This is a genomic window from Providencia sp. PROV129 (assembly GCF_028482245.1).
Lineage (GTDB): Bacteria > Pseudomonadota > Gammaproteobacteria > Enterobacterales > Enterobacteriaceae > Providencia > Providencia vermicola.
Map to the genome: position 1 here is coordinate 98,056 of NZ_JAMPQD010000015.1, position 14,849 is coordinate 112,904.

At 41.1% G+C, this 14,849-nt stretch carries 14 protein-coding genes; 11 read left to right on the top strand and 3 right to left on the bottom strand.

Going from position 1 to position 14,849, the window contains the following annotated elements:
• Window positions 1-20 precede the first annotated feature (20 nt).
• Window positions 21-1,337, bottom strand: a complete 1,317-nt coding sequence (locus tag PSF27_RS11260; protein ID WP_206083415.1) for a polysaccharide deacetylase family protein — start codon at window positions 1,335-1,337, stop codon at window positions 21-23.
• A 341-nt stretch (window positions 1,338-1,678) separates the two neighbouring features.
• Here PSF27_RS11260 and PSF27_RS11265 point away from each other — a divergent pair, with 341 nt between their 5' ends.
• The 3 genes from PSF27_RS11265 to PSF27_RS11275 all read left to right on the top strand — a co-directional run bounded on the left by PSF27_RS11265 (window position 1,679) and on the right by PSF27_RS11275 (window position 5,186).
• On the top strand, window positions 1,679-2,791 hold the full coding sequence (locus PSF27_RS11265) for a mandelate racemase/muconate lactonizing enzyme family protein (protein WP_206083414.1): 1,113 nt from the start codon (window positions 1,679-1,681) through the stop codon (window positions 2,789-2,791).
• Between the two features lie 191 nt (window positions 2,792-2,982).
• Window positions 2,983-4,293, top strand: coding sequence for an MFS transporter (locus PSF27_RS11270; protein ID WP_206083413.1), 1,311 nt, complete (start codon window positions 2,983-2,985; stop codon window positions 4,291-4,293).
• Window positions 4,294-4,451: 158 nt separating this feature from the next.
• Window positions 4,452-5,186 carry a Crp/Fnr family transcriptional regulator gene (locus PSF27_RS11275; protein WP_241016810.1) on the top strand — a complete coding sequence of 245 codons (735 nt, stop codon included), beginning with the start codon at window positions 4,452-4,454 and terminating at the stop codon, window positions 5,184-5,186.
• Here the strand turns inward: PSF27_RS11275 and exuR are convergent, their stop codons facing one another.
• A complete protein-coding gene (gene exuR, locus PSF27_RS11280; protein WP_206083411.1) occupies window positions 5,187-5,948 on the bottom strand; it encodes a transcriptional regulator ExuR in 762 nt (253 codons plus the stop codon).
• A gap of 239 nt (window positions 5,949-6,187) precedes the next feature.
• Here exuR and PSF27_RS11285 point away from each other — a divergent pair, with 239 nt between their 5' ends.
• The 7 genes from PSF27_RS11285 to PSF27_RS11315 all read left to right on the top strand — a co-directional run bounded on the left by PSF27_RS11285 (window position 6,188) and on the right by PSF27_RS11315 (window position 12,569).
• Window positions 6,188-7,681, top strand: coding sequence for a UxaA family hydrolase (locus tag PSF27_RS11285; protein WP_272681469.1), 1,494 nt, complete (start codon window positions 6,188-6,190; stop codon window positions 7,679-7,681).
• Window positions 7,682-7,873: 192 nt separating this feature from the next.
• The gene (locus tag PSF27_RS11290; RefSeq protein WP_272681470.1) at window positions 7,874-8,725 is read left to right on the top strand and encodes a MurR/RpiR family transcriptional regulator; all 852 of its coding nucleotides are present in this window, start codon (window positions 7,874-7,876) and stop codon (window positions 8,723-8,725) included.
• A gap of 187 nt (window positions 8,726-8,912) precedes the next feature.
• On the top strand, window positions 8,913-9,344 hold the full coding sequence (locus PSF27_RS11295) for a PTS sugar transporter subunit IIA (RefSeq protein WP_206083408.1): 432 nt from the start codon (window positions 8,913-8,915) through the stop codon (window positions 9,342-9,344).
• A gap of 9 nt (window positions 9,345-9,353) precedes the next feature.
• The gene (locus PSF27_RS11300) at window positions 9,354-9,827 is read left to right on the top strand and encodes a PTS system mannose/fructose/N-acetylgalactosamine-transporter subunit IIB (protein WP_206083407.1); all 474 of its coding nucleotides are present in this window, start codon (window positions 9,354-9,356) and stop codon (window positions 9,825-9,827) included.
• Between the two features lie 45 nt (window positions 9,828-9,872).
• Window positions 9,873-10,664 (top strand): PTS mannose/fructose/sorbose/N-acetylgalactosamine transporter subunit IIC, encoded by a 792-nt coding sequence (locus PSF27_RS11305; RefSeq protein ID WP_272681471.1) that lies wholly within the window; start codon window positions 9,873-9,875, stop codon window positions 10,662-10,664.
• Window positions 10,661-11,512, top strand: coding sequence for a PTS system mannose/fructose/sorbose family transporter subunit IID (locus PSF27_RS11310; protein WP_206083405.1), 852 nt, complete (start codon window positions 10,661-10,663; stop codon window positions 11,510-11,512). Before PSF27_RS11305 ends, PSF27_RS11310 begins: the two co-directional genes overlap by 4 nt.
• A gap of 13 nt (window positions 11,513-11,525) precedes the next feature.
• Window positions 11,526-12,569 carry a tyrosine-protein phosphatase gene (locus tag PSF27_RS11315; protein WP_272539339.1) on the top strand — a complete coding sequence of 348 codons (1,044 nt, stop codon included), beginning with the start codon at window positions 11,526-11,528 and terminating at the stop codon, window positions 12,567-12,569.
• Between the two features lie 187 nt (window positions 12,570-12,756).
• Here the strand turns inward: PSF27_RS11315 and araD are convergent, their stop codons facing one another.
• On the bottom strand, window positions 12,757-13,455 hold the full coding sequence (gene araD, locus PSF27_RS11320) for an L-ribulose-5-phosphate 4-epimerase (RefSeq protein WP_206083403.1): 699 nt from the start codon (window positions 13,453-13,455) through the stop codon (window positions 12,757-12,759).
• Between the two features lie 453 nt (window positions 13,456-13,908).
• Here araD and PSF27_RS11325 point away from each other — a divergent pair, with 453 nt between their 5' ends.
• Window positions 13,909-14,721 carry a DeoR/GlpR family DNA-binding transcription regulator gene (locus PSF27_RS11325; protein WP_206083402.1) on the top strand — a complete coding sequence of 271 codons (813 nt, stop codon included), beginning with the start codon at window positions 13,909-13,911 and terminating at the stop codon, window positions 14,719-14,721.
• Window positions 14,722-14,849 lie beyond the last annotated feature (128 nt).

Consider the following 14,849-nt stretch of genomic DNA (forward strand, 5'->3'; position numbering starts at 1 on the left):
AGTGCGTTACGAAGGGCTAGCTACTTATCAACAATAATATTTTGGTTCACAACGTTTTGTTCACTGTTACCTACCATTTGGGCAAATTTATCCAGTGGATCGGTACGAAACGCATATAAGCGTTTTAAGGCAAATGGGTTATCCCCCAGCTTCACTTTTCCTTGTATCGTCGTCACCGCGAGATGTAACCCAGCCTCTTTCGCCGCTTCCATCGCCGATGCGTTATAGCCACCAAACGGGTAAGCTAAATAACGTTGATCTGGCTCAAAGTGGCTCAAAATCTTCATCGATCGTTTAAAATCCAACATAATCGTATGTTCTTTTCGACTAAATAAAATGGGAGAGTTGTGATTATCCAAACGGTGCAAAAAATGTGTGTGGGACTGAATGTTAAATACATCTTGGCTATCTTTAATTTCTTGTTTACTCATAAATTGTAATGAGTCAGCCGACCACTTTTGCGGCTGTGTTTTAATCCGTGAAGAAATCACAAATAACGTCGCTTGCTGCTGGTTATGCCTTAAAATAGGCAGCGCATAGCGGTAAACCGACTTCAAACCATCATCAAAGGTGAGTACCACGGCTTTGCCTGGCAGATTGGCCGTTTGATTTAAATAATCTTCCACATCTTCTAGGGACAACGTTTGGTAACCTGCATTTTTCAGGTAATTCATTTGCTCACTGAATGCCTTAGCCGATGTCGTCGTCGAGGTGTGGCGAAAGTGTTTATTTTCGCTATCTTGCAAAATATGGTGATACGTTAAGATAGGAATACCTTTATCCAATGCGACATCCTGTAAACGCACATACCCTAAACGATCTCCAAGGCGAATAGTTAACCATGCCGTCTTCTCACCCGCTTTATCGGTTTTAATCATGCGAGCCAAAATAGGGTAGCGCAAATTATCCCACAAAGAAGCTATTTGTGGGCTATTGCTGTCGGTTGTTCGGTAAACTGGGGTTTTTTGATGCGTGACCAAATAATCATAAATCGGGTTTTGCAAATCATTGAGTCGGTCTGCATCTGGTGCATAACGCGGCTTTTTATTCGCAAAAGAGCTAGTTTTAACAAAGGCATAATCATTGCCGAATTGCAGCGCACAATAGTCCCCTGCAGGGGAATAAGCGTAAAAACCATGGTCTGCATTTAACTCAGCGACTGCTCTCATTTCACCTGCTATGAGCGAAAAAATAATTTCATTTTCTTTCGTTTGTACTAATTTAGGCGGAATATCTGCAAGCTTCCAATCGTCGGTATTGCTTATCTCAACCGCTAACGATTGAGAAATTGAATTTACAAATAACACGCAAAACAGCAAAAAAAATCGTTTACACATTTGTTATCCATCATCCGCTGAATTTTACCGTAATTATTCTAAACCTACTCAATAAGTAACCCTATACTTTGATAAAAATTTTTATTTTTAATTAAAAACAATAAATTAGTGACATTGTTATTCACTTTTCAAACTTTCCTTTTCAAAATTCAGTGTTCCAAATAAAGTTGTTATACCAATTTTAAGTTTTTTTATGAGTTATCATACAAAATAAAGAGATCTAGCTCATATTTATCATTTAAAAACGCGGCATTGGCACAATCTGTAAATCATTTGACAGTTAATTCCAATTCTCACTGCTAGATTGACTTTCAAGTACTTTTCAACACTTGGGAATAGCAATGAAAATAAAAGAAATTAGCACCTTTATCATGCACGTTCCGGTCACTAATGACCTGATTGGCGATTCAACCCACAGCATTACCCACTGGGGGATGCCTGGTGTGATGATTAAAACAGAGTGCGGTTTAGTGGGCTATGGCCACACTGGCACACATGCAGATATTACAACAGACCGTTTAATTACCACCATTATTGAAGATGTTTTTGGCCCAATGTTACTGGGTGAAGACCCGAACGAAGTGCGTTATTTGCACCGTAAACTTACTCGTAGCTCAACCAATATTTGGGTGGGACGTGGTGGTTTAATGCAAATGGCTATCTCCGCCATTGATATCGCACTGTGGGATTTAAAAGCTAAAGCCGCGCAGCAACCTCTGTGGCAATTATTTGGTGGTTCTAAACATAATAAAGTCAATGCATACAATACCGACTGCGGCTGGTTAGTTCGCAGCCAAGACGACCTTGTCGATGACTGTAAAAAAATGATCTTCGAAGAAGGCTTTAAAGCGATAAAAATGAAGATTGGTAAACCTGATCCGCGCGAAGATTTACAACGTATCGAAGCTGTTCGCAACGCAATCGGCGACGATATTGACTTAATGGTTGATGCAAATGGTAAATGGGATATCAGCATCGCCAAACAATATGGCCACCGTTTAAATGATTTCAATATCAAATGGTTTGAAGAACCACTGTGGCACGATGATGTGGCGAGCCATAAGCAATTAGCCGCTTATATGGATACGCCAATCGCTTTAGGTGAATTACTGTATCACAATGATTCATTTAAAGAATTTGTACTCGCTGGCGCTGTTGACTACTTACAACCCGATGCAACTCGTTGTGGTGGTTTAACCGCAGTATGGGAAATTGCCGACCTAGGTATGGCATTTAACCTGCCAGTCACTCCGCACCATGGCGATATGATGCAAGCACAGTTGCATCTCGTGATGGCGCACCCTGCCTGTTCATTATTGGAATTTATTCCATGGACACTGGACTGCTTTGTTGATCCCGTGGAAGTGGTTGATGGTGTGTACAGCACCCCAACCGCACCAGGCGCAGGAACAACGTTAAAACCAGAAGCATTAGCAAAATTTAACGTGAAATAATAAAAATCCCTTTCCTGATATTTTAATTATTCACAGCAAAGGAAAGGGAAATATATAACAAGAATTATTCATTTAAATTACCTATTTAATAGCTCTATACTCTACTCTGCTGATTTCTCAGTGGTGGGCTAAACACGTAATAAAAATGAATAGATAACATCATTACCTTATAAAAAATACTGGGGTGAACCATGTCCACCAATATTGACCACTTATCATCAGCGACCAGCAAAGCGATACGAAAAATAATACCAATGGTGGTATTAATGTTCATATTAGCTTACCTAGATCGCTCAAATATTGGCTTTGCTAAACAAGAGTTTCAGCTAACAACAGGGTTAAGCGACGCCGCTTATGCATTCGGCGCAGGGATTTTCTTTATCGGTTACGCATTGTTTGAAGTACCGAGTAATATCTTGTTATACCGCATTGGGGCGCGAGTTTGGTTATCACGCATCATGGTCACGTGGGGGTTAATCTCTGCAGCAATGATGTTTGCCCATGATGAAACCACGTTTATTGTTTTGCGTTTTTTACTCGGTGTGAGTGAAGCAGGCTTCTTCCCTGGGGTTATTTTATATTTAACCTTCTGGTTCCCACAAAATATCCGTGCACGAGTCACTGGCTACTTCCTGTTTGGTGCGCCATTAGCATTTATTATTGGTGGCCCATTATCAGGCTCATTGCTTGCTTTGGAGGGCTCATCCTTTGCTTTCGGATTATACGGCTGGCAATTGATGTTTGTTGTGGAAGGTTTATTAGCTTCTCTTGTCGGGATCTGGGTATTCTTCTACCTTGATGACCGCCCAGAAAAAGCAAAATGGCTGACAGATGATGAAAAAAATGCCCTTGCTTCAAAACTTGCACTAGAAGAAGACGCGAAAAAAGGCCACAGCCCGAAAGGTGCGCTGAGTGCCCTGCTAGACATGCGCGTTCTGTACCTGTGCTTGATTTGGTTCACTGTTCAGGTCTGTGGATACGGCATTTACTTCTTCTTACCAACACAAATCGCAACCTTGCTAGGTAGCAAAGTGGGTGTGTTGGTCGGCTTTGTGACAGCAATTCCACCATTATGTGCCGCTATCGCAGTGTATTATGTACCCCGTATTTCTGAGCGTTTAAAAGAACGCCGTAAAGTGGCTGCAATTACCTTTATGTTAGGCGCTGCGGGGATTGCTGTATCTGGCTTGTTCGATAGCATCCCAGTGATTGCCATCATTGCATTGTGTGTGGCTGCTGCGGGTCACTTAGCGATGCAACCGTTGTACTGGAGCTTCCCATCGGCTTATTTAGGCGGAACGGCAGCGGCATCGGGTATCGCTTTAATTAACTCGGTAGGTAACTTAGGCGGTTTTGTGGCACCAAACTTAAGGGTCTGGGCAGAAACCACCTTTGAATCCGCACGAGCTGGCTTATATTTCATTGCCTTAGTCGCCTTTATCGGGGGCCTATTAATCCTCACATTAAAAAAACTCGGCATCGAAAAGAAATTTGAAGATTAATTTCGATTGATGTGAGCTCCCCCGAGTCATCTTTGGTGGCTCGGGATTTTCTATTTTTAGATCAAACCCATTGAATTACCTGTTGCTGTTGTTCATGATTGAACATAACCCCACCCAATGCCATGATAAAGTTCGCGATTCATGCAGGGAGCATTCAAATGAACATTGTTGTACAAAACAGTCAGTTAGTTATGACGCATGATGATGTACTAGACGTTTTACAAACCAATAGCTGGTTCAGTAACTTACCAAACTATTTGATTAGTGCGCTAATGGAGTGCGCTACACTGCGTTTTTATAATGATAGTGAGATGGTTCATTACCAAGGCGACCCCGCTCGTGGGTTGTATGCGGTCATCCAAGGCTCAGTAAAAGTCAGTTCGATCTCCACCGATGGACGTGAATGTGTGTTTCGCTACCTGTCCCCAGGCAACTGGTTTGGTGAAATTGCGATGTTAGATAAATCGGCGCGTACCCACGATGCAAAAGCCATTAGCCCAACAATCTTGCTGACCATTTCCCCAAAAGATCTTTCTCTGATCTTGGAAAAACACCCTGTTTTCTATCAGTTTTTGAATATTCTGCTCTGTAAAGTAATCCGCAATGCGTTCACCATTATCAATGACAGCGCCCTACTTTCTGTTTCGGCGAGGCTTGCAAAGCGCCTCCTGAGTTTAGCGGAAGGATATGGAGAACCCCATGAAAAAGGCACTCAGTTGAGTCTATACCTTACTCAAGATGACCTTGCGACCATTATTAATACCACTCGCCAAACTATCAATAAGCGCTTGGTAGCATGGGAAAAATTAGGCTGGATTGATGCAAAATACGGGAAAATTGTCTTAGTCAACCTTCCCGCATTAAAGCAAATTTCAGAGGATGATGAAGACTAGCTAGTCGCTTTGGTCAACGGGTGGGCTATCCGCAAAGAAATAGCGATCCATGGTAAATTCAAAGTCATCACTAGTGGCGTTGAATAGCATCTTTTTGGTATTTTCCAAATGCTGCCACATGGCTTGCCTTGCGCCTTTTGGATCTCGACGGGCTAACGCTTGTAAGATTTGGTCGTGCTCATCACACCAACTTTCAATAGAGCGGTTATCGATGTGCTCATGTAGTTTTAACCAATACGGGTTAAGTAACCGCTGGCTCCACATTTGTTCGACAATCACCACCATCGCGCTGTTATGGGTCGAAGCCGCAATTTGCATATGAAATGCCAGATCCCACGCTGAGTCACGAAAACGGTCCTCTTTACGCGCATTCTTTTGAATTTCAAGCAGTTTTAAAATATCTTCTTTGGTGGCTTGAGTCGCTGCAAACTCCGCAATATGGCTTTCGATCAACTGCCTTGCTTGCAATAATTCAAACGGCCCACAGCGGCTAAACTCCAAGCCGCCCTCAGTATTGACAGAGTTATTAGACCGATTGCTGATAACATGTATACCAGAGCCTTTCCTAACATCCACATATCCTTCCACCTCTAACATGATAATAGCTTCGCGGATCACTGTGCGACTGACATTCATTTCGTCTGCCAATAGCCTTTCTGCGGGTAGTTTAGTGCCAACAGGGTACTCATCATTTTCAATACGTTCTTTAACCAGTGCAGCCACTTGCTGGTACAGGCGCGGTTCGCTCTCAGCTGAGCTCATGATTTTCTCCTTTTGCAGTATGGCCTAACTCGGCAATGCTTTTATGGCTTTAGTATAACGAAATAACTCAATGATGGGGAAGCAAGAATATGGCCAAGAAATAATTTCACCACAAAATTGGTATAACACCTTTCAAAGTTATAAACCAGATCGTATAATGCATGAAAATTAGGCAGCAAAATTGAAGATAGTCACCCTACTGATCTTTTCAGTCCGATGTACCGCTCAGGGAGCAAAACATGCAAAAAGAAATAATTAAAATACACACTAATGACAATGTCGCCGTCACACTAATCGATAGGTTCGCTGGGGATACATTCACGATTGAAGATCAATCGATTACATTGAAAGAAGATGTGAGCCGCGGCCATAAAATTGCCTTAACCGCCATTAAAACAGGTAAAAATGTCATGAAATATGGGGCGCCAATAGGCCACGCCACCGTAGACATTAGCACTGGGGAGCATGTGCACACCCATAATACCGCGACCAATCTTAGCGCATTAAATGATTATGAATATCACCCTGAGCATAATGCAATTTCTGCAACCGTGGCTGATCCTGATGTCCGACTCTATCGCCGAGCCAATGGCGAAGTAGCGATTCGCAATGAGATCTGGGTGATCCCAACGGTGGGTTGTGTCAATGCCCTCGCCCGCAAAATGATCGAGCGATTCCAAAAACAAAATGGCAACCCTGATGATATTGATGGAGTGTATTTATACAACCATACCTTAGGCTGCTCCCAATTGGGGGATGACCACTTAACCACTCGTACAATTTTGCAAGATATGGTCAAGCACCCTAACGCAGGGGGCGTATTAGTGATTGGACTTGGTTGCGAAAATAACCAAGTTGCAGCCTTTAAAGAGACCCTCGGTGAATTTGATGCAGGCCGCGTTAAGTTTATGGTGTGCCAACAATTAGAAGATGAAATTGAAGCAGGCGTTGAGCATCTTAATGAGTTATATCAAATTGTTAGGCAAGATAAACGTGTTGCAGGCAAACTCAGTGAAGTGAAATTTGGCCTCGAATGTGGCGGCTCCGATGGGCTATCGGGGATCACTGCAAACCCACTATTAGGCTGTTTTTCTGACTTTTTAGTGAGCCATAATGGGACGACTGTATTGACGGAAGTACCTGAAATGTTTGGCGCAGAACAAATTTTAATGAACCACTGCCATGACGAGAAAACCTTCGAAAAAACCGTCGAAATGATCAACGATTTCAAACAGTATTTTATCGCCCATGACCAACCTATTTATGAGAACCCATCACCAGGTAATAAAGCAGGTGGTATTTCAACCCTTGAAGAAAAATCCCTTGGTTGCACGCAAAAAGCGGGAACCAGCCAAGTAATGGACGTCTTAAAATATGGTGAACGCCTGACAACACCTGGTTTCAACTTATTGAGCGCACCAGGTAACGATGCCATTGCAACCAGTGCATTGGGTGCTGCAGGCTGCCATATGGTGTTATTCACCACTGGTCGTGGAACGCCGTATGGCGGTTTCGTACCAACGTTAAAGATTGCGACAAACAATGAGTTAGCGGCGAAAAAACCCCACTGGATTGACTTTAACGCAGGCGCACTGTTAAACGGTAAATCCATGGATCAATTACTGGCTGATTTTATTCAGCTTGTGGTAAAAATCGTCAATGGCGAACAAACCAAAAATGAAATCAACGATTTTCGTGAATTAGCCATTTTCAAAATGGGTGTCACACTTTAATATCAAGTCCATCCCTATTGTTTTGCTGTTGTGAAGCAATAGGGACCCTTTCATTATTTTTCTCCTAAATGTAAATTATCACCCATTGTTATTCACTTGCGCACAATAAAGAAAAGTCATCATTTCGCTATTTTTAAGATATGGTAGGATCACGCTGAGATAACGATTTTCAATTTATTAGCAAGGTGAACGATGATAGATCTAAAACTTAGGGAAGCCAGAGACAGCCTATCAACCAAGGAAAAGCAGGTCGCTGAATACATTATTGCTAATAAAAAAAACATGCAAAGTATTAGCATTCAATCTTTGGCACAAGAAAACAAAGTCAGCACTACCACTATTTTGCGCCTGTGCCATAAGCTTGGTTACCAAGGCTTTAGCGAGCTAAAAATTGATTTAATTTCATCGATAAACAACAAATCATACGGCACGCTGCTACAAGAAGATATTGATATTAATGATTCGATGGAAACGGTGAATTTTAAAGTCAGCCAAATCGAAAAGTCATCGATAGAAGAAACCTGTGCTTTAGTGAATCTTAATGCATTTGCACAGGCTAATGCGCTGATTAGCAAAAGTAAAAAAATAGTTATTTACGGCGCAGGCAGCAGTGGATTAGTTGCAAAAGAGTTTGAATATCAACTCATTAAAATTAAAAAAGACGTGAATTGCCACCTCGACTACAGTATTCAATTTAGCATCGTGAATACATTAGATAAAAATGACTTGGTGATTGTGATTTCCCATTCAGGTGAAAACCACGAGTGCATTAAGTTACTCACATTAGCCCGTGAATTACAGGTGCCAACTATCGCCATAACTAAGATGGGGCAAAGCTCAGTCTCTTCCTTGGCAGAAACCATTTTACATACCACATCAACCGAAAATATCTCGCGGATTATCCCTATTCGCTCAAAAATTTCACAGCTAACTGTCATTAATATGTTGATTACTAACTTGTTTATTAATCAGTATGATGAGCGTATCCAAAAGCAAATTAGCACCCGTGCAGAGCGTTTCTTACGCTTAAATAGCAACAATTAATTTTTATTTCTCTTCTTCATCTTCTCGAGGTGGCACGATATCGCCACTTCGATCTCGCTCACAAAACTGACCCTTTCTTGCTGGCTAATCCTTTTCATTCCTCTTTTTTGTGATATTGTTACTTAAAAATAAATATATAAAAGTAACTTTATTACTAAAATAAAAAGCAAGATATAAAGGGGAAAAAATGAGCTCTCAACTACCCATCATACTGGCAAGCCATGGCCCTTTTGCACAAGGGCTACTGGAGTGTGCAGAAATGTTAATTGGCACTCAGGAAGATATCAGCGTGATATCCATCCAAAGAGAAAGCAATATTAATGAGGTCAAAAAGCAATTATTCGATACCTATCAGCGAATTAACCAAGGCAATGGTGTGCTCATTTTAGTTGACCTGCTCGGTGGTTCACCGTGCAACTTAGCCAGCGAACTGGTGTTAACACAAAATGATGTTGCGCTGTATTGCGGGATCAACGTCCCTACTTTCCTTGAGATTTTAAGTAATCGCGATTTGCCTTTACATGAAATTCATCAAGTTATCAATGACGTGTTCCCAGACAGCTGCATTAATGTAGGTGAACAACTTAAACCTGTAATTCAAGATGAAACCGAACTTTAGGAGTAAACCATGCCAATTAATGTTGCTCGTATAGATGACCGACTGATCCACGGACAAGTGATTACCACGTGGGTAAAAAACTTCGATATTGAACAAGTCATTATCGTGAATGACAAAGTTGCCAATGATAGCGTACAGCAATCTGTTCTCACCATGGCTGCACCACCTGATTTGAAAGTGGTCGTTTTTGGCGTTGACAAATTTATCGAGGTATTAAAAAAAGCTGAAATCAAACGCCGCACCATGCTGCTTTTCACCAACAGCGTCGATGTGAACAAGCTGGTTGAGAATGGCTTAAAACTTGAAAAACTCAATGTGGGCGGAATGCGAATGCAAGAAGGACGCCGCAATTTATCCCGCGCCGTTGCAGTGACACCTGAAGAAGAACAAGCCTTTAAGTCATTAATCAACAATAACGTGGCCGTTGAAATTCAGATGGTGCCAAAAGACCCGATTGTTGAATTGAAAACATTACTCAATTAATTCATTTAATTATGCTTGTTTTGAATAATAAGCAAGGAGCCTATTATGTTGGTTGAGGCCATTTTAATCGCAATTTGGGCGGGGATTTGTTCGCTGGATGATGTTGGTCCACAAATGCTCCGACGCCCACTGTTAACGGGTACTGTCGCTGGTATTATTATGGGCGATATGGTTCAAGGGTTAGCGATCAGTGCCACATTAGAGTTAATGTGGATGGGTATTGGTAATGTGGGCGCATATTCTGCACCTGATATTATTGCTGGTTCAATTATTGGTGTTGCGCTGGGTATCGCTTCAAATGGTGGGATTGCAGCAGGTATTGCCCTCGCCGTTCCTGTCTCCATTTTATGTCAGCAATTACTGATCATTTGGCGCTCGTTTGCCAGTTTCTTAAACGTCTGGGCCAGTAAATCGATACTCGATGGTAACTATAGCGGTTTAACGAAAGTCCATTATTTTTCAACACCATTGTGGTTTTTCATTCGAGCAGTTCCATGTTTTATCGCCGTCTACTTCGGTAGTGACTTAGTCAACAGTATCTTAAATGCCGTTCCAGAAAGTATCCTAACGGGTATGGGCGTGGCTTCTAAACTGATCCCAGCCGTCGGTATTTGTATCCTGTTATTGATGTTACTCAAAGGCAGAATGTGGTTCTTTTTCCTACTCGGATTCATGCTCACCACCTATTTAAAACTGCCAATCATTCCAATTACTTTTATCGCCCTGGCTTTCGCCGTCCTGTATGACATGGCGTTCGCTAATGGCATGCGCCAAACACCAGAAGAAAAAACAACTCAAACCTCCCAGAAAAATGAAGAAGAGGAGTACGACCTATGACCGATATCACTACCGATACTGTTTCAGATACGGCTTCTGAACAGAAAAAACTCACGAAAAAAGAGTTAAATGGGATGTTTTGGCGAATTCAGACCATGTCATTTTCCTATAACTATGAAAAGCTGCAAACCATTGGTTTTGCCCATTGCATGGTGCCAGTACTCGATAAGCTGTATGAAAAAGCCGACCAAGAAACACGTATTAAAGCGATGCAACGCCACTTTGAATTCTTTAATACTCAAATAAACGCGGGGGCACTGATCCTCGGTGTGACCGCGGCATTAGAAGAAAAAACCACTGAAGAAGAAAAAGAGGCCGTTGTTTCCGTGAAGGCTGGTCTTATGGGGCCTTTTGCAGGGCTTGGAGACAGTTTATTAAAATTTACGTGGTTGCCAATCTGCGGAAGTATCGGTGCGGCCTTTGCACTTCAAGGTAATATTATCGGCCCGATACTGATGTTCCTACTGTTTAACATCGTCAACATCGGTACCAAATATTTCTTTATTCATTACGGGTATAACAAAGGGGTTGATTTAATCGAGCAATCGAAAAAATCAAATATTATTCAACGTATTACCAATATAGCGAACGTCGTCGGGGTGATGGTCCTAGGCTCCTTGATAGCGACTACCGTCAAACTCTCCACCCCGCTAACTATTGCCGTGGGTGAGCAATCCATCAAAGTGCAAGAGATGTTTGACAAAGTTATCCCTAACTTACTTACCCTACTGTTTGCACTCGGTATTTTCTTCCTAGTCCGTCGGTTACAGGGGAAACACACAGTTGCATTGATTGTGGCCATTATGGTTCTCGGCGTGGTGTGTTCTATGTTTGGAATTTTAGGATGATTAAGGAAAATATATGGAAATCGCAGTAAATCGAATTAACGCGTCCACGCTGGAAATTAAATTCAGTGAAATACCCAGCTCACCAGCGGCTTTATATTGGACTGATGAGGCGAATACACAAATTCGCCCTGAAAATTTTATTACCGATAAACTGGAAAGTGCACTGACTGTGCACGACCCTTTTAATGCCAAACAACGTATTTATTTTATCTTGCAAACCGAAAGTGGGTGCCAACTGTTTGCTGAACGAACCTTACCCATTGAAGGGTTAAATAACTTTCGTGACTTTGGGGGATATACCACAACGGAAGGGAAGCAGGTCAAATGGGGGATGTTATACCGCTCTAATCACCTGTTTAATTTAAGTGAGCAGGCAAAAAACTATATTTCTCACCTCGGCATTAAAAGTATTATTGATTATCGAACCCAGAATGAAATCAATAAATTTCCCAACTGCCATATTGGTGAAGATAAAACTTATCATTTAGATGCAACAGCACAAACCGCAGAACTTGCCGCGCAGTTTGCGGCCTCGCCAGATAATGAAGACAAAGCGTTGATTGAGAGCGTTATCCACCATATTCCCAAAGAAATGGTTAACGGGGATGGGCTGCAAATATTGGAGCAATATCGCCAATTTGTTGTCAGCGAGAAATCCAAAGTTGCTTTCCACCAAATGGTTAAGGTGTTGCTTGATGAGCATAATAGCCCGAGTATTCAACACTGTAGAGGTGGCAAAGACCGAACAGGTTATGGCGCGTTGTTGATCCTTTCAATGTTAGGCGTGCCCAAAGAAACCATTGTGCAAGACTACATGGTGACCCATTTTAATCGGCTTGCGCGCAATGAAATAAAAATGGCAGGTTATCGAAAGATCACACAAGACCAAAATGTTTTGGATTATTTACTTTCATTAATTGATACCAAAGAGGCGTTTATTATTGAAGTCTTTAATGCAATGGAAGAAATCTCAGGCTCAGTTGAAGCTTATATTAAAAATGAGCTTAAATTTACCGATAACGATATCAAAAAATTAAAATCTATTTATTTAGATTAATTTTTATTTTAAAAAATTAGAGTTGATTAATTTAGCTGATTAAACGCTAGGGAATTTCATTTTCACAAAATGACAAAATAGCCACACTGAATCGTTCTTTGTGGCTATTTTATTTAAAAAATAACGATAATGATTAAATACTCAAGATCATCATTAACTATTCTATTAAATATGAATTATTGAAAATTTACTTTTGACCATAATACGCATTTTTGCCGTGCTTACGTAAATAATGCTTATCTAACAATTCTTGCTGCATTGCCCCTACCGCAGGCTGTAATTGACGAGTAAATAAATTCATATAGGCAATTTCCTCCAGAACGACCGCATTATGCACGGCGTTATCAGGGTTCGTTCCCCATGCAAACGGGCCGTGGCTATTGACTAGTACCGCAGGAACATCTTTTGCTGTAATGCCTTTTTCTCTAAAGGTTTCAATGATGACGTTGCCCGTTTCCCTTTCATAATCACCGGCAATTTCGCTTTCAGTCATTAAACGCGTGCACGGAATTTCACCATAAAAATAGTCAGCGTGTGTGGTGCCTAACGCGCTTAATGGTTGCCCTGCTTGTGCCCAAATAGTTGCGTGGCGCGAGTGAGTATGCACAATGCCACCAATTTCTGGGAATGCCTTATAAAGCGCCAAATGTGTGTCTGTGTCAGAAGAAGGGCGGTATTTCCCTTCGAGCACTTTCCCCGTTTCTAATGAAACGACGACCATGTCTTCAGCCTGCATGGTTTCATAATCCACGCCAGATGGCTTAATCACCATTAACCCTGCGTCACGATCAACGCCACTCACGTTCCCCCATGTGAACGTCACTAAGTTGTGCTTTGGTAAAGCAAGGTTCGCTTCAAAGACTTGTTGTTTGAGTTTCTCTAACATAATGATCCCCTAGCTATAAAATTTGCTTAAATATCAACAACAAAAATTTATTCTCTGGGTGTGTTTTGTGTGTTGATAACCTGTCTCTACCTATTAAGGTAAACAGATTCTGCTGATTTAAAAAGCAGCCACATTTACAAACTCGCAACAAATCAGGCTTACTCGGGCATACTCGGTCGTAATTGGTCGCATTTAGTCAAATTTCATATGTGGAAAGGTGACTGAGTTAGCCCATTTTTTTTTGTTTCTCATGGATTACACCGAAAGATAACGCAAATAATGAGATTCAAATCACAAATTGAATGTAACGAAACTCCCTGCATTTCAAATACTGAAATAAAGATCACTTTAAAATGCTTTGTTTTTTTCAAAAAGGGATTACTTGAATCTAGTCACGACAAAAAAAAAGTAACGCAGGCAGAATAAATATCGTGGAAAGAATAGGAGCTAAAAATGTTACAAGCCGAACGCCATAAATTAATTTGTTCCCATGTTGCTCAAAATGGTTCGGCGTTAGTGCGTGAATTAGCTCAGTTATGTCTGGTTTCCCAAGAAACTATTCGCCGTGATTTAACGGTACTGGAGCGCGAGAATCGTATCATTCGTAGCTTCGGTGGTGCTGTCGCCATTGACCAAGAAGAAATACCGATGGTCAATGTGATGCCATCTTCAGTCAAACTCAGTCAAATGGTTGATGGTGCAGAGTCTTTTCGCAAAAGAACTGAAGAGCACCCCGATGCGAAAATGAAGATTTCCAAAGCTGCACTGAAATTTATCCAGCCTGGTGATTGTATTATGTTAGATAACAGCAGTACTTGCTGGTTTCTAGCAAGACAGATCCCTGACATTGATATCACTGTGGTCACGAATTCTGTCAAAATTATCCAAGCCTTAGCGTGCCGCGATCGAGTACGTGTTATTGGGATTGGCGGTGAATATTCAGAACGCCATGATGATTTTCATGGCCCGATTGCAGAAAGCATTATCCGTAGCTTCCAAATTAAAACCTTATTTTTATCGTGCCAAGGTTTTAATATTGAAAATGGTATTCGTGATGGTAGCGAAATAAACTCAAAACTGAAAAATATTATGCTGCAGGTTTCTGAAAATACTGTTTTGCTCGCCGATAACAGTAAGCTTGGAAAATATGCGTTTAGCCAAGTTTGTACATTTGATGATATTAATGTGCTAATTACCAATAAGCTTAATGATACTAATTTTCAAACACAATTTCCGAATTTGAATATTATCGAGTGCGATAAGTAATTTATTAAAATATAAAAAGTCCGTAACCGTGATGTAAGTAAAATAATAATTGTTAATTTATTTTCTGTATTAAAAAAGTGCAGGGATATTATGTACCCATAATTCCTAAGCACTTAATTATAGGCATA

Bases quoted from the DNA above. Each gene is read 5' to 3' on its own strand.
- PSF27_RS11260 (WP_206083415.1), bottom strand. From the start codon at position 1,337: ATGTGTAAACGATTTTTTTTGCTGTTTTGCGTGTTATTTGTAAATTCA.
- PSF27_RS11265 (WP_206083414.1), top strand. From the start codon at position 1,679: ATGAAAATAAAAGAAATTAGCACCTTTATCATGCACGTTCCGGTCACT.
- PSF27_RS11270 (WP_206083413.1), top strand. From the start codon at position 2,983: ATGTCCACCAATATTGACCACTTATCATCAGCGACCAGCAAAGCGATA.
- PSF27_RS11275 (WP_241016810.1), top strand. From the start codon at position 4,452: ATGAACATTGTTGTACAAAACAGTCAGTTAGTTATGACGCATGATGAT.
- exuR (WP_206083411.1), bottom strand. From the start codon at position 5,948: ATGAGCTCAGCTGAGAGCGAACCGCGCCTGTACCAGCAAGTGGCTGCA.
- PSF27_RS11285 (WP_272681469.1), top strand. From the start codon at position 6,188: ATGCAAAAAGAAATAATTAAAATACACACTAATGACAATGTCGCCGTC.
- PSF27_RS11290 (WP_272681470.1), top strand. From the start codon at position 7,874: ATGATAGATCTAAAACTTAGGGAAGCCAGAGACAGCCTATCAACCAAG.
- PSF27_RS11295 (WP_206083408.1), top strand. From the start codon at position 8,913: ATGAGCTCTCAACTACCCATCATACTGGCAAGCCATGGCCCTTTTGCA.
- PSF27_RS11300 (WP_206083407.1), top strand. From the start codon at position 9,354: ATGCCAATTAATGTTGCTCGTATAGATGACCGACTGATCCACGGACAA.
- PSF27_RS11305 (WP_272681471.1), top strand. From the start codon at position 9,873: ATGTTGGTTGAGGCCATTTTAATCGCAATTTGGGCGGGGATTTGTTCG.
- PSF27_RS11310 (WP_206083405.1), top strand. From the start codon at position 10,661: ATGACCGATATCACTACCGATACTGTTTCAGATACGGCTTCTGAACAG.
- PSF27_RS11315 (WP_272539339.1), top strand. From the start codon at position 11,526: ATGGAAATCGCAGTAAATCGAATTAACGCGTCCACGCTGGAAATTAAA.
- araD (WP_206083403.1), bottom strand. From the start codon at position 13,455: ATGTTAGAGAAACTCAAACAACAAGTCTTTGAAGCGAACCTTGCTTTA.
- PSF27_RS11325 (WP_206083402.1), top strand. From the start codon at position 13,909: ATGTTACAAGCCGAACGCCATAAATTAATTTGTTCCCATGTTGCTCAA.